The following is a 20,291-nucleotide window of genomic DNA, read 5'->3' as shown; positions in this document are numbered from 1 at the left end:
TATGTATTTTGCCAGCAGGGCGACGCCTGCCGTGAACGGCCGTTCTGGATGGGACATTGAGCGTGTGATCTTGCGTTGGCCACGTGTGCCGTGGTGCTGATTGCGCCGGCCATGCCTGACACAATCGGACCATGAAAAAAATCGGGGCGCGAAAAAAAGCCGAACCACGGTGGTGATTCGGCTGGCTGGCGGCGAGACCCTGCTATCGCTTATGCAGACAGCAGGTTTTGCGTGCCGTACTAGTTGTTGTACGGGCTATTCATGCTGAAACGGCCCGCGCCGGCAAAAAAGACGGCGACAGCGGTAAACAGGAAGAAGTATTGCGTTTCCAGTCTGAGTGCGCCGTTGCCCGTCACCATGAACAGCTGGCCGCTATGCGCCAGCATAATGGCGACGATCATGTTGATCGCAATCAGCACTGCGGCAATACGCGAATAAAGGCCCACAATCAGCAGGATCGGCGCAATCACTTCGCCAATGTAAACGGCATAACCCAGCCATCCGGGCAGGCCGGTAGAGGAAACCATGCCGATAATTCCGCCGATGCCGTGTTGCACCTTGAAGATGCCGTGCATGAGCAGGAGAATGCCAAGTGTCAGGCGCAGCACCAGTTTTGACAGATCGTCCGAGCGCATTATTTGGACTCCCCAAGCGTATCAACGACGGCCAGCGCTGTCATATTGACGATGCGCCTTGTGGTCGTGCTGGTGGTCAGGATGTGCACCGGCTTGGCAGCGCCCAGCAGGATCGGTCCCATGGCAATGCCATGGCTGCCGGTCATTTTCAGCATGTTGTAGGTAATATTGCCGGTATCAAGATTTGGCATGATCAACAGATTGGCGCGACCGGTCAGGCTGGAGTCGGGATAGGCGTCCAGGCGGATGCGTTCGGACAATGCGGCATCGGCATGCATCTCGCCATCCACCTCCAAGTCTGGACGGCGCTGTGCGATCAGGCGGCGGGCCGAGGCCATCTTGCGCGACGAATCCGAAGGACGGCTGCCGAAATTGGAGTGCGACAGCAAGGCGATTTTGGGCTGAATGCCAAAGCGGATCATTTCATCGGCAGCCTGGATCGTAATGTCTGCGACCTGTTCGTCGGTCGGATCTTCGTTTACATGAGTATCACAAATGAACAGGGTCTGGTCAGGCAGAATCAGCACGTTCATCGCCGCATAGGTGGTCACGCCTTCCTTCAGGCCAATCACTTCCGACACATATTTGAGCTGGTTGTCAAAGCGGCTGCCAACGCCGCAGATCATGGCATCGGCGTCGCCGCGCTCCATCAGCAAGACACCGATCAGGGTATTGTGCTTGCGTACCATGGCTTTTGCCACATTGGGCGTGACGCCATCACGACCTTTGATCTTGTAGTAAGCCGTCCAGGTTTCGTTGAAACGTTCGTCGTCTTCGGGGTTGACCACTTCCATGTTGGTGCCGGCCGCCAGGCGCAGCCCCAGTTTCTTGACACGCATTTCGATCACGGCAGGGCGTCCGATCAGAATCGGATAGGCCAGCTGTTCGTCGATGACCGTCTGCGCTGCGCGCAATACACGCTCGTCTTCGCCATCGGCATAGACCACGCGTTTCGGTGGGGTGGTGCGTGCCTGTTTGAATAGGGGACGCATCAACGGCCCTGAGCGATACACGAAGCCCAGCAGTTGCTGGCGATAGGCATCCATGTCTTCGATCGGACGGGTTGCGACACCCGATTCCATGGCCGCCTTGGCAATGGCCGGCGCAATCTGGACGATTAGCCTGGGGTCAAAAGGCTTCGGAATAATATATTCGGGGCCAAAGCTCAGATCCTGTCCTTCGTAGGCCAGTGCGACTTCATCGCTTGGCTCGGCCTGTGCCAGCTCGGCAATGGCCTGTACGCAGGCCATTTTCATTTCTTCGGTAATGCGGGTGGCGCCCACGTCCAGCGCGCCGCGGAAGATAAAGGGGAAGCAAAGAACGTTATTGACCTGGTTAGGGTAATCAGAGCGGCCGGTCGCGATAATGCAGTCCGGGCGTACTGCTTTGGCGTCTTCGGGACGGATTTCAGGGTCCGGGTTGGCCAGGGCCAGAATCAGAGGCGAGCGCGCCATGGTAACAACCATGTCCTGTTTCAGTACATCCTTGGCCGAGCAGCCCAGGAATACATCGGTGTCGCGCATCACATCGGCCAGGGTCCGGTCATCTGTTTTCTGTGCGTAACGCGCCTTGTTCGGTTCCATGTTCTGGTCGCGACCTTCCCAGATTACGCCGCGAGAGTCTACGACATAGATATTCTGGCGAGCAACGCCCAGATTGACCAGCAAATCAAGGCAGGCAATCGCGGCCGCGCCGGCGCCGGAACATACCAATTTGATCTTGCCGATGTCCTTGCCGACGATTTTCAGGCCATTGAGAATGGCGGCCGAGGAAATAATGGCCGTGCCATGCTGGTCATCGTGGAATACCGGGATTTTCATGCGTTCGCGCAGTTTTTTCTCGATATAGAAGCATTCCGGCGCCTTGATGTCTTCCAGATTGACACCGCCCAGCGTGGGTTCCAGCGCGGCGATAATATCTACCAGCTTGTCGGGATCGTTTTCGGCCAGTTCGATATCGAATACGTCAACGCCGGCAAATTTCTTGAACAGGCATCCTTTGCCTTCCATGACCGGCTTGGAGGCCAGCGGGCCGATATTGCCCAGTCCGAGCACTGCAGTACCGTTGGTGATGACGCCGACCAGATTGGCGCGCGAGGTGTATTTTGATGCAGCCATATCGCCATCGGCAAAAATGGCCATGCATGCCGCCGCGACGCCGGGCGAATAGGCCAGCGACAGGTCATCCTGGTTGGCCAGCGGTTTGGTCGGAGTAACGGAAATTTTGCCCGGTGTCGGATAGGCGTGGTAATCCAGGGCAAGTTTGTTACGGTCGTGACTCATGGTTTTTATCCTTAAGGTTCAACAATATTGTTATGCTCATTGCTATGCTTGAATCGCAGTTTCGATATGATAACGCCGATGCCCGCGTTCCGGCGGCAACTTGGCCCCTGCGGCTGCAGGCGGCAACTGCCCCGACCCGCGCTTGGGGCGTTGCCGATTTCTGTTGGCGTGGCTATCAACCTGGCGCTGCTCCTGGTTAGCGGGCAGGGCAGTGGCGGCTATTCACTGGATGGCCAGGGAACAGGATGCAGCGACCCGTTCATCGAAACGGTCAACCGCCGGTTTGCTCTTTACGCTTTGCCAGACAATTGTGGCAAAGCCGGGCTACCGCTTTCATGGCGTGGGTCGTTAGCAACGAATTATCAAAATATACCAAGCACAATCGATTGAAACCGGTAATTTCTTGCATAATCGAAAAAGTTCCTTGGATTAAGCCTTCCCGATGGTTATACTTTAATGCATTGGCTATCAAGGCTATGTTATGTGCCTTCTGCCCGCTATCCGCAACTCGGTCTAGCCGTAACCCGGAAGGTATACCTGCATCTCAAAGGGTGAAACACCCGCAACGGTGAAGCGATTTATGACGACGGAAACTGAAAAAAAATCTACCTCTTATTTATTTGGGAGTAATGCTCCCTACGTTGAAGAACTGTACGAAGAGTACCTGACCAATCCGGCTGCAGTGGCTGACCACTGGCGCGACTATTTTGATCAGCTTCAGCATGCACCTGCCACAGACGGGGCCCAAAGCACCCGGGACCAGAGCCACTATTCTGTTGTCACTTCCTTTGCCCAGCGCGCCAAGGCCAACGCCTTTGCTCAAGCTGCACGGGGAGGCGCGCCCACCCTGGAGGTGGCCAGCAAACAGCTTCATGTCCAGTCATTAATCGCTGCCTATCGCACCCTGGGGGTGCGCTGGGCCCAGCTTGATCCGTTGAAACGCCGTGAGCGTCCCGAAATTCCAGAACTCGATCCCGCCTTTTACGGCCTGAACGACGCCGATCTGGACCAGGTGTACTCTGCCACCAATACTTATTTCACGAAACAAGGCACCATGACCTTGCGTGAAATCCTCAACTCCCTGCGTGATACCTATTGCGGCGCTGTCGGCGTCGAGTTTATGCATATGTCCGATCCCAAGGCCAAGCGCTGGGTTCAGGAACACCTGGAGTCTACTCATGCCAACGGCTCTTTCGATGGCGACACCAAGAAACGCATTCTGCAGCAACTGACCGAAGCCGAGGGGCTGGAGCGTTTCCTGCACACGAAATATGTGGGGCAGAAGCGCTTTTCACTCGAGGGCGGTGAAAGCTTTATCGCTGCTATGGACGAGGTGGTCAACCACGCAGGCGATCTGGGCGTTCAGGAAATTATCGTGGGCATGGCTCACCGTGGCCGCCTGAACATGCTGGTCAACATCATGGGCAAAATGCCCGGCGACCTGTTTGCCGAGTTTGAAGGCAAGCATGCTGAAGGCCTGACCGATGGCGATGTGAAGTATCACAATGGTTTTTCCAGCGATCTGTCCACTCGCGGTGGCCCGGTTCACCTTTCCCTGGCATTTAACCCTTCGCATCTGGAAATTGTTAACCCGGTTGTGGAAGGAAGTGTGCGGGCTCGTCAGGAACGCCGTGCCGACCCGCTGGGGCAGCAGGTGTTGCCTGTGCTGGTGCACGGTGATGCGGCCTTTGCTGGCCAGGGCGTGGTCATGGAAACGCTCAATATGGCGCAGACACGCGGCTACGGCACCGGCGGTACCCTGCATATCGTAATTAACAACCAGATCGGCTTTACCACATCTGACCCGCGCGACTCACGTTCAACGCTTTACTGTACCGATGTAGTAAAAATGATCGAAGCACCGGTCTTTCACGTGAATGCCGATGATCCCGAAGCCGTGGTTTTCGCAACACGCCTGGCGCTGGACTACCGCATGGAGTTTAACCATGACGTGGTTGTAGACATCATCTGCTACCGTAAATTGGGTCATAACGAGCAGGATACGCCGTCGCTGACGCAGCCGCTTATGTACAAGAGCATTGGCGCGCACCCCGGCACGCGCAAAATCTATGCAGACAAACTGACCGCGCAGGGCGTATTGGCTGATGGCGAAGGCGAAGAGTTCGTCAAAAACTATCGCCGGCTAATGGAAGACGGCCAGAAAACCGTCGAGCCCGTTCTTACCGACTACAAAAACAAATATTCCATTGACTGGACGCCGTTTCTGGGCGCCAAGTGGACAGACAGTGCCGATACGGCTGTGCCGCTGGCCGAACTCAAACGTATTGGCGAGCGCATTACCACTGTGCCAGACACCTTTACGCCCCACAACCTGGTGAAAAAACTGCTCGCCGACCGCCGTGCAATGGCAATGGGCGAGCAAAACCTGGACTGGGGCATGGGCGAACATCTGGCGTTAGCGACGCTGGTGGCATCGGGCTATACCATCCGTATTACGGGCCAGGATTCGGGACGCGGCACCTTTACGCACCGCCACGCTGTATTGCATGATCAGAAACGTGAGCGCTGGAACGATGGCACCTATATTCCACTGCAGAATGTCTCCGATTCCCAGGCGCCGTTCACGGTCATCGATTCAGTGCTGTCCGAAGAGGCGGTACTGGGTTTTGAGTACGGCTATTCTTGCTCCGAGCCAAACACTCTGGTTATCTGGGAAGCGCAGTTCGGCGATTTTGTCAACGGTGCGCAGGTTGTGATTGACCAGTTCATCAGTTCAGGCGAAGCCAAATGGGGACGCCAGTCCGGTCTGACGCTGATGCTGCCGCACGGCTACGAAGGTCAGGGACCAGAGCACTCTTCGGCACGTATCGAACGCTTTTTGCAACTGTGCGCCGACCATAACATGCAGTGTGTGCAGCCAACGAATGCCGCACAGATTTTCCATCTGCTGCGTCGCCAGATGATTCGGCCATTCCGCAAGCCGCTGGTGATCTTCACGCCAAAATCACTGCTGCGTAACAAGGACGCAACCTCACCGCTGAGCGATCTGGCCTCCGGCGAATTCCATCCTATCCTGAGTGAAATCGACAGCAACCTTGACGGCAAGAAAGTCAAGCGCGTGCTGGTGTGCTCAGGCAAGGTTTACTATGATCTGATGAACGCACGCAAGGAACGGGATGCCAGTCACGTTGCGATCCTGCGGGTAGAGCAGCTGTATCCGTTTGCACACAAGTCGTTTGCCAGTGAGCTGGCCAAGTACCCGAATGCGACGGAAGTCGTTTGGGTACAAGACGAGCCTCAGAATCAGGGACCATGGTTCTATATCCAGCACCACCTGTATGAAGATATGTCGTCCGGACAGCGCCTGGGTTATGCCGGACGTATCGCTTCGTCCTCTCCTGCGGTTGGCTATATGGCCAAGCATATTGAGCAGCAAAAAGCCTTGGTGGAACAGGCTTTTGCGCCCAAGCTCAAAGGGTTCATTCTGACCAAGTAAGCGGTCTAATTACAATTTTACGAATTATCGAAAATGGCTATTATTGACGTTGTAGTTCCTCAGCTCTCCGAATCGATCTCAGAGGCGTCCCTGCTTGAGTGGAAAAAGAAAGTAGGCGAAGCTGTAACTCAGGATGAAACCCTGATCGAAGTCGAAACCGACAAGGTCGTTCTGGAAGTGCCTGCACCGGCCAGTGGCGTGCTAACTGAAATCGCCCAGGGCGATGGCAGCACGGTCACTTCAGGGCAGTTGCTGGCAAAAATTGACACCGAGGCAAAAGGCGCAGCAGCTGCGCCTGAAGCCGCCGCTGCTGCGCCTGCGGCCCAGCCGGCTGCTGCCGAGCCTGCCAAGGCCGAAGCCGCCCCAGCCAAGGCCGCCGAAGCCAGCAAAGGCAGTGCAGGCGTTGCATCTCCCGCCGCCAGCAAAATCCTGTCTGAAAAAGGTATTGCTGCTGGTGACGTAGAGGGTTCTGGTCGTGATGGTCGTGTGACCAAGGCCGACGCCGCCGCTGCCTCTGGCAAACCCGCAGCGCCTGCCGCATCTGCTGGCGCCGCGACCAGCCTGTCTCTTGATGGCCGCCCGGAACAGCGCGTGCCAATGACTCGCCTGCGTGCGCGTATAGCCGAGCGCCTGATCCAGTCGCAGCAGGAAAACGCCATTCTCACGACTTTCAACGAAGTCAACATGAAGGCAGTGATCGATCTGCGTAATGCCTACAAAGATCGCTTTGAAAAAGAACATGGTGTGAAACTGGGCTTCATGTCCTTTTTCGTCAAGGCTGCGGTTGCCGCATTGAAAAAATATCCGTTGCTCAACGCCTCTGTCGATGGCAAAGATATTATCTATCACGGGTACTTTGATATCGGTATCGCGGTCAGCAGCCCGCGCGGTCTGGTGGTGCCTATTGTGCGCAATGCAGACCAGCTGTCTTTTGCCGAAATTGAAAAAACCATTGCGGAGTACGGTGTTAAAGCCCGCGAAGGCAAAATCAGCCTGGAAGACCTGACTGGCGGCACCTTCTCCATTTCCAATGGTGGTGTCTTCGGTTCCATGCTGTCCACTCCCATCATCAATCCACCGCAGTCTGCCATCCTGGGCGTTCACGCCACCAAGGACCGCCCTGTGGTAGAGAATGGTCAGGTGGTCATTCGTCCGATCAACTTCCTGGCCATGTCATACGATCACCGTATCATTGATGGCCGCGAAGCGGTGCTGGGTCTGGTTGCCATGAAAGAGGCGCTGGAAGATCCGCAACGCCTACTGCTGGAACTGTAATCGACGCAGTCTGAATGCGCCCCTTCGCGGGGCGCGCGTTTTTCATAGGATGCGTGCAAGCGCATCTGCTCTATCGAAATCAAGAGAAAATTATGTCTTCACAATTTGACGTTGTCGTAATTGGTGCCGGTCCTGGCGGCTACATTGCAGCGATTCGCGCTGCGCAGCTGGGCAAAAAAGTTGCGTGTATTGATGCCTGGGCTGATGAGGCCGGCAATCCCAAACCAGGCGGCACTTGCACCAATGTCGGCTGCATTCCGTCCAAAGCCCTGCTGCAATCGTCCGAGCATTTTGAACAGGCCAACCACCATTTTGCCGAGCATGGCATTGAACTGGGCAGCGTCAAGCTCAAACTGGAAAACATGATCGGTCGCAAGGACACGGTTGTCAAACAGAACAACGACGGTATTCTATATTTGTTCAAAAAGAACAAAGTCACTTTCTTTTCCGGCGTAGGTGCGTTCGATGGCAAGGCCGAAGACGGCAGCTGGAAAATCAGCGTCACTGGCAAGAAAGCGGAAAGTCTGACCGCGACCCATGTGATCGTGGCTACCGGTTCGGTCGCACGCGCCTTGCCTGGCCTGCCTTTTGACGAAAAACAGATTCTGTCCAATGATGGCGCCCTGCGTATTGCTGGCGTGCCCAAGAAACTGGGCGTGATTGGCGCTGGTGTGATCGGTCTGGAAATGGGTAGCGTCTGGCGTCGCCTGGGCGCCGAAGTGACCATTCTGGAAGCCATGCCTGAATTTCTGGGTGCAGCCGACGTCCAGGTGGCCAAGGAAGCGCAGAAAGCATTTGCCAAACAGGGTCTGAAAATTGAAAACTGCGTCAAAATCGGCGAGATCAAATCCACAGCCAAGACAGTCACCGTACCCTATACCGACGCCAAGGGCGCCGAACAGTCGCTTGCAGTAGACAAACTGATTGTCTCTATTGGTCGGGTGCCTTTTACCGGCAACCTGAACGCGGACAGTGTCGACCTGCAATTGGACGAGCGCGGGTTCATCAGCGTTAACGAAGAATGCAAGACCAATCTGCCAAACGTCTGGGCAGTGGGTGATGTGGTGCGCGGCCCGATGCTGGCGCACAAAGCCGAAGAAGAGGGTGTTGCCGTTGCCGAACGCATTGCCGGTCAGCACGGCCATGTCAACTTCGATACCATCCCCTGGGTCATCTACACCTCTCCGGAAATTGCATGGGTCGGCAAGACCGAACAGCAACTGAAGGCAGAAAAACGCGAAATCCGCACAGGCAGCTTTCCATTCCTGGCCAACGGCCGCGCCCGTGCTTTGGGCGACACGACCGGCTTTGCCAAGGTGATTGCCGATGCCAAGACAGACGAGGTGCTGGGCGTGCATATTATCGGCCCCATGGCTTCGGAATTGATTGCCGAAGCAGTCACCATCATGGAATTCAAAGGCGCCTCTGAAGATATCGCGCGTATTTGCCATGCACATCCCACCTTGTCCGAAGCGCTCAAGGAAGCCGCACTGGCCGTTGATAAACGTGCCCTGAACTTCTGATCGGCACACCATGTTGAATACGGCAAGGGCACCCGTGTTGACCGGTGCCGGCCGTCAGTCTGATATATCCGTATCGGGCAATCCGGGGTGCCACTGGCACCCCGGCCTGTTCCTGCGGTACGATCCTATCGGTCTGTCTGGCCTGCCATCAATCCGAATTGATTCGAATCGACCTGCTTCATGAACGTACTGCAATATTACGAAAAGACCCTTGCTGAGCGCGGCTATCGGGCCGATGAGGCCCAGCAGCGGGCCATTGCTCGTCTGCAGGTTTTTGCCGACGAACTGGTTGCCTATCAGCAGGAGCTGGGCAAACCCTTCCGACGGTTTTTTCGCAAGCCCGAGCCACCGCGCGGCGTGTACATGTGGGGCGGGGTCGGTCGCGGCAAAAGCTTTCTGATGGACTCGTTCTTCATGACGGTTCAGATCGAGCAAAAGACGCGGATCCATTTTCATGAGTTCATGCGCAGCGTCCACCACCAGTTGCAGGCGTTGCGTGGCAAGAGCGATCCGCTGGACGAAGTGGCGCGCATCATCAGCGACAAGTACAAGCTGATCTGTTTTGATGAGTTCCATGTCTCGGATATTGCAGATGCCATGATTCTATACAAGCTGCTGCTCAATCTGTTTGACAATGGCACCAGCTTTATCATGACTTCCAATTATGAGCCATCGACACTGTATCCCGACGGCTTGCACCGTGACCGGATCCTGCCGGCCATTGCCCTGATCCAGAAACGCATGGATGTGGTTAATGTGGACACGGGCATCGATTACCGTCAACGGACGCTGGAACAGGTACGCATGTACCTGACGCCGCTCAATGATGAGATCCAGGCGCAATTGCAGCAAGCGTTTGACAGTCTGGCCGAAACGGCGCCCCAGGATACGCATCTGCATATCGAGAACCGGATGATCCGGGCCGTGGCGGTCGCCGGATCGGTGGTATGGTTCAGTTTTGCGGAACTGTGCGGCGGACCGCGGTCACAGAATGACTATCTGGAACTGGCCAATCGCTATCAGACGATCATTCTTTCCGGCGTGCCCCGCATGATGCCCCGGCACTCGTCCGAGGCCCGGCGTTTTACCTGGCTGATCGATGTCCTGTATGATCACCATGTCAAGCTGATCATGTCGGCCGAATGTCCTCCCGAGGAACTGTATACCGAAGGCGTGTTGGCCAATGAATTTCATCGGACCGTGTCCCGTATTACCGAAATGCAGTCCAAAGAGTATCTTGAGTCAGAAAGACGATTGTCGGTGAAACTTTAATACTATTGCAGTTGGAAACAGAATATGAGTGCTGAACAAACTTCCCCGACCAATGGCGCAAGCCGGAATGTGCGCGTATTGACGGGCATTACCACATCCGGAACACCGCACCTGGGCAATTATGCGGGCGCGATCCGGCCGGCCGTTGCGGCCAGCCGCCAGCTCAATGTCGATGCCTTCTTTTTTCTGGCCGACTATCATGCACTGATCAAATGTGATGACCCGCTACGCGTGGCCAGTTCACGCCTAGAAATTGCCGCGACCTGGCTTGCGGCAGGGCTGGATCCCGACAAGGTCACCTTCTATCGACAGTCGGATGTGCCGGAAATTCCGGAATTAAGCTGGATATTGACGTGCATTACGCCCAAGGGCCTGATGAATCGCGCCCATGCTTACAAGGCATCGGTGGATCAGAATGTGGCCCGCAGCGTTGAACCTGATGACGGGGTGAATATGGGGCTGTTCTCTTATCCCGTATTGATGGCCGCCGATATTCTGATGTTCAATGCCAACCGCGTGCCGGTCGGTCGTGACCAGATCCAGCATCTGGAAATGGCGCGCGATATCGCACAGCGCTTTAATCACCAGTACGGGGCAGGGCGGGATTATTTTGTGCTGCCCGATGTACAGATTGACGAAGACGTGGCGACGCTGCCCGGCCTGGACGGCCGTAAAATGTCCAAGAGCTACAACAACACCATTCCGCTTTTCGAGGGCGGCGCCAAGGCATTGTCAAACGCCATTTCGCGGATCGTGACTGACTCACGCGCGCCTGGTGAAGCCAAGGACGCCGATGCTTCCCATCTGTTTCTGATTTACAAGGCGTTTGCAACACCCCAGGACACAGAAAATTTCCGGCGCGAACTGGCTGATGGCATGGGCTGGGGCGATGCCAAGAAAAAACTGGCAGCACATCTGGAAACCATTGTGGCGCCGATGCGCGAACAGTATGTCGCGCTGATGGACAACCCCGAGCGGATTGAAGATGTTTTGCAGGCGGGCGCTGCCAAGGCGCGCAAACTGGCAGTCCCGTTCATGCAGCAAATTCGTGAGGCCGTAGGCTTGCGCAATGGGACACGCGTAAAAAGCGCGGCGCCAGTGAAAAAGAAAAGTGGCAAAACGGCCCGATTTATCAGTTTTCGTGATGAAGACGGTGCCTTCCGCAGTCGTCTGGTTTCGGCCGATGGCGATACGCTGCTATTGTCAGGCGCCTATGCTGAGCCCAAACAGGCCGGGCAGTTCGCATCGCAACTGCTGTCACTGGATCTGCGCTCGCTGATCCACCGCAATCCCGACTACAGCGTCACTGTCGTGCTGGACGAGCAGGCGGTGGGTTCGAGCCCGGCCATGCAATCGGATATGGAGCGCGAAGCGCTGATTGTGCGTTTGTTGCAGGCTGTCGAGTCGCTGGCGCCTGCCGGCGACGCTTAGTCGCTCGGCCGTATGGCCTGGCAGTAGCAGCAAACGCATGCAAGCATGGGTTTGCTGCTACTATCCTGGTTGCCGGGCGCCGCTTGCCGGATAAGGCTTGTGGCACTCGACATTACGCAATGGCAATATTACCCCCATTTTTCTAACAGAGTCAGCATATGGATACCCGGGTGACCGATCAGGATTTGCTTATCATCAATGAAGCACAGTATGGCGTTGTCATTGATCTGGTTTATGCCAGTAGCAACAACATCGCAGGGCGCATTGTGTATCAGACCGCCCTGTGCGCATTGCACAAGGATGCCGCGCCATTATTGCTCAGGGCATCGCAGCTGGCCCGTTCCGCTGGATATACTCTCAAGGTCTTCGATTGCTACCGACCGCCTGCAGCGCAGCATATCTTCTGGTCGGCGTTGCCCGATGCCCAGTATGTTGCGGATCCGTCACAGGGATCGCATCACTCGCGCGGCACGGCAGTGGACGTTACTTTGCTGGACGAGCACGGTATCGAACTGGATATGGGCACGGGCTTTGACGCCATGGAAGATGCGTCGCACCACGATTATGCAGATCTGCCCGCATCGGTGCAGAAAAACCGGCTGCTATTGCTGGGCATCATGCTGCATGCGGGATTTCGGGGCATCAAGTCCGAATGGTGGCATTACGAATTGCCAAACTCAGGTGCCTACCCGGTCATCGAAAGTACGCTGGTAACGGTATAGCGATCCTGGTATAGGGATATATGACTATTTCCTATTCCAATTACATTTGCTAAGATCTGTCCTTCATGTGCAGCTTGCGTGTCAATTCAGTGACCTGCATTCCAGTCATTGTCGCCAGTGCCTGTCGACCGCTACACTCTGGTGAAGCCCGCCTGGGTAGCGGCGATCGGGCCGGGTGCCTGTTATCAGGACAATCTACCGGAGTCTTACCATGTCAGTTCGCCGTACGTTTATAAGAAACGCATTCATGGTGGCCTGTGCCACCACCCTGGGATTGTCTGTCGGCGTTGCCGCGCAGGCGGCCACACCCAAGAACATGCTGGTCATCTCCAAGAATGCCGATCCGCAAATGCTGGATATTGCCGTTACCATGGACAATAATGACTGGTCCATTACTTATCCCAGCTATCAGCGCCTGATCAAATACAAGGGCGGCGGCGCTACCGAAGTCGAAGGGGAACTGGCAAAAAGCTGGACGACCTCTGCAGACAAGCTGACCTGGACCTTTACCCTGAATGACGGGCAAAAGTTCAGTGACGGCACGCCCGTTAATGCGCAGGCTGTCAAATACAGTTTTGATCGCCTCATGAAAATGAAGCAAGGCCCGTCCGAGCCGTTCCCTTCCGGGTTGCAGGTCACGGTCAAGGATCCCATGACGGTCGAGTTCAAACTGGATAAACCCTTTGCTCCATTTCTGAATATTCTGGCCAACAACGGCGCGGGCATTGTCAATCCTGCCGTAGAACAGCAGGCGGGCGGTGCAGACAAATACCTGGCCGGGCATACGGCCGGTTCAGGACCGTATCAACTGGCAAAATGGAACAAAGGCCAGAGTCTGATCCTGGAGCGCAACCCGCATTACGGCGGGCGCGAGCCGGCACTTGAAAAAGTCGCGTTTAAAATCGTGCCCGAAGCATCGGCGCGGCGGCTGCAATTGCAAAATGGCGATCTGGACATCGTAGGCAGCATCCAGCCTGATCAGGTCAAAGCCATGGAAAATGCCAGCGGCGTGGTATTCAAAAAAGTGCCGTCGCTACTGGTTTCGTATCTGTATCTGAACAACAAAACCGGCCCTCTGACTAATGTTTCACTGCGCAAGGGGATTGCCCAGGCCGTCGATTACAGTGGCATGATCAACGGCATTATGAATGGCGAAGCAAAGCCGCTTAATGGCCCTATCCCAGAGGGCATGTGGGCGCATGACGATGCTGCGCCTGCTTTCAAAACCGATGTGGCGGCGGCCAAGGCAAGCATAGGCAGCGAAGCGCCGGCCAAGCCGCTTACCTTGCTGTACTCCACCAAAGAGCCGTACTGGGAGCCCATTGTACTGTCGGTCCAGGCCAGTCTTCAGGCGGTCGGTGTCAAAGTGAAGCTGGAAAAACTGGCCAATGCCACCATGCGCGACCGTCTTGGCAAAGGCGACTTTGATATCTCGATCGGCAACTGGTCTCCGGATTTTGCTGACCCGTTCATGTTCATGAATTACTGGTTTGATTCGTCCAAACAAGGGCTACCCGGCAACCGTTCGTTCTATGCCAATCCTGAAGTGGACAAACTCGTGCGCCAGGCTGCCCAGGAAACCGACCAGGCCAAACGAACCGATCTGTACCAACAGGCGCAAAAGCAGGTTGTGAAAGATTACGTCTATGTCTATCTGTTCCAGCACAGTAACCAAATGGGTTTGCGCGACAATGTCAAGGGCTATGCATATAATCCTATGCTGCATGACGTCTACAATGTAGCGGATATTTCTAAAGACTGACATCAACAGGCAATGCCGGGTGTGCATGTGGCCCCAACATTGCCACTGATGCAGCCGGCAGCGCCATAAAGCGACCTGGCAACGGCCATGTGTGCCAGGCTGTGGCGTTTCGCTTTTTTCAAGCCGTAAGCAATGCTATAGACGCCGTGACTATTGCCTGCCTTTGCGCGATGTCGGTGGCGCTTTACGGCTATTTTGCAAGAAACCCAGCCTGTGCGAGAGTCTTCTGATCGTAAGCGCTTGTCGTAGGTTGATCAACTGGGTGAAGGGCTCGTCTTGCCTTTGACAAGATACCGACACCAATTTACGAAAGGGCCTGTTTTGTTTTTCCAGATATTGTGTAAGCGCCTGCCCTGGCTCATTCTGGTCATGCTGGGTGTATCAGTGATCACTTTCATCGTGTCTCATCTGATTCCCGGCGACCCGGCACGGCTGATTGCCGGTGATCGGGCGACCGAAGCAATCGTGGTCGGCATCCGGCAGAAGCTTGGACTGGATCTGCCGCTCTACGAGCAGTACTGGGTCTACCTGAAAGGGCTGTTGCACGCGGATCTGGGCACGTCCATCCGCACAGGCCGCCCGGTTGTCGACGATCTTCTCGCTTTTTTCCCCGCTACGCTCGAACTGGCCATTGTGGCGCTGATTTTTTCCATGCTGCTTGGCATTCCCCTGGGCGTTCTGTCGGCAGTATACAAAAACTCCTGGATTGACCAGCTGGCGCGCACCCTGGCCGTGACGGGTATTTCCATGCCGGCATTCTGGCTGGGGCTGGGCTTGCTGATTATTTTCTACGGCCATTTGTCCTGGTTTCCTTCCGGCGGCCGTATCGACAGCCTGCTGGGTGAGCCGCCGACTGTCACCGGTTTTTTCCTGGTTGATTCGCTTATTGCCGGGGACTGGGATTTGTTTGTCAGCACCGTTGAGCACCTGGTGCTGCCGGCCTTTACCCTGAGTTTCGTCCATCTGGGCGTTGTAGCCCGGCAGATCCGCTCCTCCATGCTGGAGCAGCTATCCGAAGATTATGTACGTACCGCCCAGGCTTATGGGTTGAGCCGCTGGAAAATCATCCTGGGTCATGCGCTTCCCAATGCCCTGATCCCGTCCGTGACCGTTTTGGGCCTGGCCATGGGTGATCTGCTTTACGGCGCGGTGCTGACCGAGACGGTCTTTGGCTGGCCCGGCATGGGTCTGTATGTAGTCGAATCCATCCAGGCATTGGATTTTCCGGCAGTGATGGGATTTGCGGTGCTGGTCTCGTTTGTCTATGTCCTGCTCAACATGCTGGTTGATCTGCTGTACAGCATACTGGACCCACGTATCAAGGATGCAGGCTGATGGCTGCCATTACCGCAACTTCGCAACTGTCCTATTCGCTCTCTTATTTCTGGTATCAGCTGCGTCGCAGTCCCATGATGCTGCTCGGGCTTGTGCTGATTGTCCTCATGTGTCTTGCCGCGTTGCTGGCGCCACTGCTTACCGGGCACAATCCGAATGCCGTTGACCTGGGCAGTCGGCTGTTGCCACCATCGGCCATGCACTTTTTCGGGACAGACGAAGTCGGGCGGGACCTGTTCAGCAGGGTATTGTACGGTGCGCGCCAATCCATTGGCGTCGGCGTTTTCGTTGCATTCGTGGCCAGCGCTATCGGTTCGGTGATAGGCTGCTTTTCCGGTGTAATCGGCCGGACCGTAGACACGATTATCATGCGTGCAATGGATATCGTGCTGTCGGTCCCATCGCTGGTATTGACGATGGCGCTGGCCGCTGCATTGGGGCCGAGCCTGTTCAATGCGATGATTGCCATTACGATCGTGCGTATTCCCTATTATGTGCGGCTGGCGCGCGGCCAGACGCTGAGCATTCGCGAGATGGCTTATGTGCAGGCTGCCAGGACATTCGGCGCCGGCAAAAGACATATCGTGCGCTGGCATGTGTTGCGCAATGCATTACCGCCGATAATTGTGCAAATGACGCTGGATATCGGCAATGCCATCCTGATGGCGGCCGCGCTCGGATTTATCGGTTTGGGCGCGCAGCAGCCAACCGCCGAATGGGGGGCAATGATTGCCTCGGGCCGTAATTTCCTGCTGGATCAGTGGTGGTATTCGACGTTTCCTGGTGTTGCGATCCTGATCACCGCCATTGGGTTCAATCTTGTGGGCGATGGTGTTCGTGATATGCTGGACCCGAAACAGAAGGTGAAATAATGACGCCGAACAGTCAGCCCAATACGCAGCGGCACGTTGTGGCGCCGGCAGCCGGGCGGGACAGCATCCCGCCTGTACTGGACATAGATAATCTGCATATTGAATTTCCAATCTACCGGGGTGCTGTGCGGGCGCTCAATGGCGTGACCATTCGGGTGCAGCCGGGTGAAATCGTTGGTATTGTCGGCGAGTCGGGCTCGGGAAAGTCTGTTACCGCAATGATGAGCATGCGCCTGATACCGCAACAAGATTATATTGTTCGCAAGGGCAGTATTCATAAATCAGGAAAGAACATACTGGAGGCTTCGGAAAAGCAAATGCGCCAGATTCGCGGCAGCGATATGGCCATGATCTTTCAGGAGCCCATGACTGCGCTGAACCCGACCATGAGGGTTGGCCGCCAGATTACAGATGTCATCAGGAAGCATACTGCGCTTTCACCGAAACAGGCGCGCGAACGTGCCATCTCGCTGCTGCGGGACATGCATATTGCCGACCCGGAGCATGTGTTCGATGCCTATCCCTTCGAACTGTCCGGCGGAATGCGCCAGCGGATCATGATTGCGTTGGCATTTTCCTGTGATCCGTCGTTGCTGATCGCCGATGAGCCGACAACGGCCCTTGATGTCACGGTGCAGAAACAAGTCCTGATGCTGCTGCGCGAACGGGCAAAAAAAACCCGAACGGCTATTTTGCTTATTACGCATGACATGGCAGTAGTGTCGCAATTCTGTGAACGGATTTACGTAATGTACGCAGGTAGCGTGGTAGAGCAGGGCGCAGCCACCGATGTGATTAATCGGCCAAGCCATCCATACACCCGAGGATTGCTTGGCGCGTTGCCAGAAAACGCCAGCCCGGGCGCGCCGCTGCTCGCTATTGCCGGGCAAGTGCCAAACCTGGCAGCTTTGCCTGAAGGATGTGCTTTTCGTAACCGCTGCAATTTGCAGGCTGCGGCCTGTAGCCAGATTCCGGCGCTCACGCCGGTGGCCGGTTCCTCCGGGCATGCTGCTGCCTGCTGGATGACGGTCCGGGAGGAGCACAATGTCTGAAGCTGTCCTGACACTTGACGACATTCATGTCCGCTTTCCCGTAAAACGCAACTGGCGCGGCAAAGCCCGAACCTGGGCACATGCGCTCAATGGCGTGGACCTGACCGTGGCGCGCGGCGAAACGCTGGGTGTGGTGGGCGAATCAGGTTGCGGCAAAACGACCCTGGCTCAGGTGCTGATCGGCCTGCAACAGCCGTCGCAAGGTCAATTGCGCTGGAATAATGACCGTGGCCAGCCCAATGTACAAATTGTCTTCCAGGATCCACAATCCTCGCTTGATCCGCGTTTGCCCGTCTGGAAAATCATCACCGAACCTTCTTACGTCAAAGGCGAAGCCCAGGAGTCGGCCATGCGGGCGCGCGCTGCCCGGCTGGCTGTACAGGTCGGTCTGTCGCCAGATTATCTGAACCGGTATCCGCATGAATTTTCGGGGGGCCAGCGCCAGCGCATTGCCATTGCCCGGGCACTGGCGTCCGATCCGGATGTGATCGTGCTCGACGAGCCGACCTCGGCGCTTGATATTTCAGTCCAGGCGCAGATTATCAATCTGCTGTTCACTTTGCAGCGGGAACACCAGCTCACGTATATCCTGATTTCACACAATGTTTCGGTCATCCGGCATATGAGCAACCGTATTGCGGTCATGTATCTGGGGCAGATCGTGGAACTGGGAGATACCGCCCAGGTGCTCGCCCGGCAGCGCCATCCCTACACCCGGCTATTGCTGGATGCGGTACCGGAGCTGGGCGCTCCATTGCCAGAGAGAGGGGTGCAGGCCATTCCTGAATTGCCGGGCAATCGCGTGTTGCCAACGGGCTGCTTTTTCCTGGATCGTTGCGCTTTTCGCAAGCAGGGATGTGAACAGCAGCAACAGCTCAAACCCATATCCACAGAAACGCCGATGCATAGTGTCCGGTGCCACCGTTACGATCATGATGAACCCGATGGAAAATAACAAAACGCAGGCAGACGCCGCACGTGCAGCAAGAAAAAAAGGATTTGGCGTCATTGTTTCATTGCTGCCTTATATCTGGATGTTCAAATGGCGGGTCATGGCCGCGCTTGCCTGTCTGGTGATCGCCAAAGTGGCCAGCGTCATGCTGCCCGTGTATCTCAAGGATATTGTCGACCAGCTCAGCCTGCCCGGAACGGCGCTGATGTTGCCGGTTGCCGCGCTGCTGGCCTACGGTTTTGCTCGTATCTCCAGCAGTGTCTTTTCTGAGTTGCGTGACGCCCTGTTTGCCAAAGTCACGCAGGGCTCGATACAACGTATTGCCACCACAATCTTTACGCATCTTTTCGGTCTGTCCATTCGCTATCACCTGGACAGGCAGACCGGTGGCCTCAGTCGCGACATGGATCGGGGCACCAAGGGAATCGGTTTTCTGCTCAACTTCACCCTGTTCAACATTCTGCCGACCCTGCTTGAGCTGACCATGGTCATGGTGATTCTGCTGGTTCGCTATGACATCTGGTTTGCGGTTGTCATCCTGGCCACCATCGCCGCCTATATCGTGTTCACCCTTGTGGTAACGGAGCGGCGCATGGTCATGCGCCGGCGTATGAACAGCCTGGACAGTATGGCCAACACGCAGGCGATCGATGCCCTGATCAATTACGAGACGGTAAAGTATTTCAATAACGAATCGTACGAGATCAATCGCTACGATACCAATCTGGGCGGCTGGGTAGACTCGGCGGTCAAAAACCAGATCTCGCTGAACTTGCTGAATGCCGGTCAGGGCGTCATTATCACGTTTGGCATGGTGGTATTGTTGTGGATGGCAGCCAGCCGGGTAACTACCGGTCAGATGACGGTGGGAGATATTGTTCTGATCTCGGCCTACCTGACGCAGCTGTATGCGCCGCTCAATTTTCTCGGATTCATCTATCGAGAAATCAAGAACTCCCTGTCGGACATGGAGCGCATGTTCGGTATTCTTGATCAGCACCAGGAAATTGAAGACACGTCACAAAGCGTGCCGATGGATACGCGCAATGCAGAAATCCGCTTTGAACATGTGGGTTTTGCATATGAGCCGGAAAGACAGATACTGCACGACGTGAGCTTTGCCATTGGTGCGGGCGAGACGGTCGCCGTTGTTGGGACCTCGGGCGCCGGCAAATCCACGCTGTCGCGGCTGCTGTTTCGCTTCTACGATGTCACATCAGGACGAATCACGATCAATGGTCGTGATATCCGGGAGTACACGCAACTGAGTCTGCGCCAGCATATCGGGATCGTGCCACAGGACACGGTCCTGTTCAATAACAGTATTTATTACAACATTGCCTATGGGCGTCCTGATGCGACACGGGACGAAGTGCTGGAAGCTGCCAGGGCTGCCAGCATTCACGAATTCGTGATGTCGCTGCCGGAGGGCTATGATACGCAGGTGGGCGAGCGCGGTCTGAAATTGTCTGGCGGCGAGAAGCAGCGCGTGGCCATTGCCCGCACCATCCTGAAAAATCCGCCCATACTGGTGCTGGATGAAGCGACCAGTGCACTGGATACGCGCACCGAAAGAGCGATCCAGGATGAACTGTACAAAATCACCAAAGGCCGCACCACCATGATTATCGCCCACCGCTTGTCCACGATTGTGGACGCCGACCGGGTTCTGGTCATGGACCAGGGTAGGGTGGTCGAACAGGGATCTCATGTCCGACTGT

Annotated in this window: 14 protein-coding genes; 12 read left to right on the top strand and 2 right to left on the bottom strand. The window is 55.8% G+C overall.

Annotated elements, in window-relative coordinates; all coding sequences use genetic code 11:
- Positions 1-239: 239 nt before the first annotated feature.
- Together ACTIKR_RS03710 and ACTIKR_RS03705 are read right to left on the bottom strand one after the other, a co-directional pair.
- Positions 240-638 carry a DoxX family protein gene (locus tag ACTIKR_RS03710; RefSeq protein ID WP_193088705.1) on the bottom strand — a complete coding sequence of 133 codons (399 nt, stop codon included), beginning with the start codon at positions 636-638 and terminating at the stop codon, positions 240-242.
- Positions 635-2,917, bottom strand: a complete 2,283-nt coding sequence (locus ACTIKR_RS03705) for an NADP-dependent malic enzyme (RefSeq protein ID WP_442327180.1) — start codon at positions 2,915-2,917, stop codon at positions 635-637. The genes ACTIKR_RS03710 and ACTIKR_RS03705 overlap by 4 nt, the downstream gene beginning before the upstream one ends.
- 580 nt (positions 2,918-3,497) lie before the next feature.
- Between ACTIKR_RS03705 and ACTIKR_RS03700 the strand changes: the two genes are divergently transcribed.
- The 12 genes from ACTIKR_RS03700 to ACTIKR_RS03645 form a co-directional block, all read left to right on the top strand.
- The gene (locus tag ACTIKR_RS03700; RefSeq protein ID WP_193088638.1) at positions 3,498-6,374 is read left to right on the top strand and encodes a 2-oxoglutarate dehydrogenase E1 component; all 2,877 of its coding nucleotides are present in this window, start codon (positions 3,498-3,500) and stop codon (positions 6,372-6,374) included.
- Positions 6,375-6,407: 33 nt separating this feature from the next.
- Positions 6,408-7,649: a 2-oxoglutarate dehydrogenase complex dihydrolipoyllysine-residue succinyltransferase gene (gene odhB, locus ACTIKR_RS03695; RefSeq protein WP_193088637.1), complete on the top strand. Its 1,242-nt coding sequence runs from the start codon at positions 6,408-6,410 to the stop codon at positions 7,647-7,649.
- A 92-nt stretch (positions 7,650-7,741) separates the two neighbouring features.
- Positions 7,742-9,172, top strand: a complete 1,431-nt coding sequence (lpdA, locus tag ACTIKR_RS03690) for a dihydrolipoyl dehydrogenase (RefSeq protein WP_442327179.1) — start codon at positions 7,742-7,744, stop codon at positions 9,170-9,172.
- Between the two features lie 180 nt (positions 9,173-9,352).
- Positions 9,353-10,444, top strand: coding sequence for a cell division protein ZapE (gene zapE / locus ACTIKR_RS03685; protein ID WP_193088635.1), 1,092 nt, complete (start codon positions 9,353-9,355; stop codon positions 10,442-10,444).
- A 24-nt stretch (positions 10,445-10,468) separates the two neighbouring features.
- Positions 10,469-11,875: a tryptophan--tRNA ligase gene (locus ACTIKR_RS03680; RefSeq protein WP_442327178.1), complete on the top strand. Its 1,407-nt coding sequence runs from the start codon at positions 10,469-10,471 to the stop codon at positions 11,873-11,875.
- A 158-nt stretch (positions 11,876-12,033) separates the two neighbouring features.
- Positions 12,034-12,597, top strand: a complete 564-nt coding sequence (ddpX, locus tag ACTIKR_RS03675; RefSeq protein ID WP_193088633.1) for a D-alanyl-D-alanine dipeptidase — start codon at positions 12,034-12,036, stop codon at positions 12,595-12,597.
- 211 nt (positions 12,598-12,808) lie between these two features.
- Positions 12,809-14,359 carry an ABC transporter substrate-binding protein gene (locus ACTIKR_RS03670; RefSeq protein WP_226816865.1) on the top strand — a complete coding sequence of 517 codons (1,551 nt, stop codon included), beginning with the start codon at positions 12,809-12,811 and terminating at the stop codon, positions 14,357-14,359.
- Positions 14,360-14,680: 321 nt separating this feature from the next.
- Positions 14,681-15,694 (top strand): ABC transporter permease, encoded by a 1,014-nt coding sequence (locus ACTIKR_RS03665; protein WP_442327177.1) that lies wholly within the window; start codon positions 14,681-14,683, stop codon positions 15,692-15,694.
- Complete coding sequence (gene ddpC / locus ACTIKR_RS03660) at positions 15,694-16,566, top strand: D,D-dipeptide ABC transporter permease (RefSeq protein ID WP_193088632.1); 873 nt, start codon at positions 15,694-15,696, stop codon at positions 16,564-16,566. The genes ACTIKR_RS03665 and ddpC overlap by 1 nt, the downstream gene beginning before the upstream one ends.
- Entirely contained in the window at positions 16,566-17,618 is a 1,053-nt protein-coding gene (locus ACTIKR_RS03655) for an ABC transporter ATP-binding protein (protein ID WP_226816863.1), read from the top strand. Before ddpC ends, ACTIKR_RS03655 begins: the two co-directional genes overlap by 1 nt.
- Positions 17,611-18,573, top strand: coding sequence for an oligopeptide/dipeptide ABC transporter ATP-binding protein (locus ACTIKR_RS03650; RefSeq protein WP_193088631.1), 963 nt, complete (start codon positions 17,611-17,613; stop codon positions 18,571-18,573). Before ACTIKR_RS03655 ends, ACTIKR_RS03650 begins: the two co-directional genes overlap by 8 nt.
- Positions 18,563-20,291 (top strand): ABCB family ABC transporter ATP-binding protein/permease (locus ACTIKR_RS03645; RefSeq protein ID WP_442327176.1); only part of this gene is annotated, 1,729 nt, incomplete at its 3' end. The genes ACTIKR_RS03650 and ACTIKR_RS03645, both read left to right, overlap by 11 nt.

The sequence above is a fragment of the Advenella sp. genome (assembly GCF_052108595.1).
Lineage (GTDB): Bacteria > Pseudomonadota > Gammaproteobacteria > Burkholderiales > Burkholderiaceae_B > Advenella.
The sequence above is the reverse complement of the archived record's forward strand: the minus strand, read 5'-3'. Positions and strand labels throughout refer to the sequence as shown.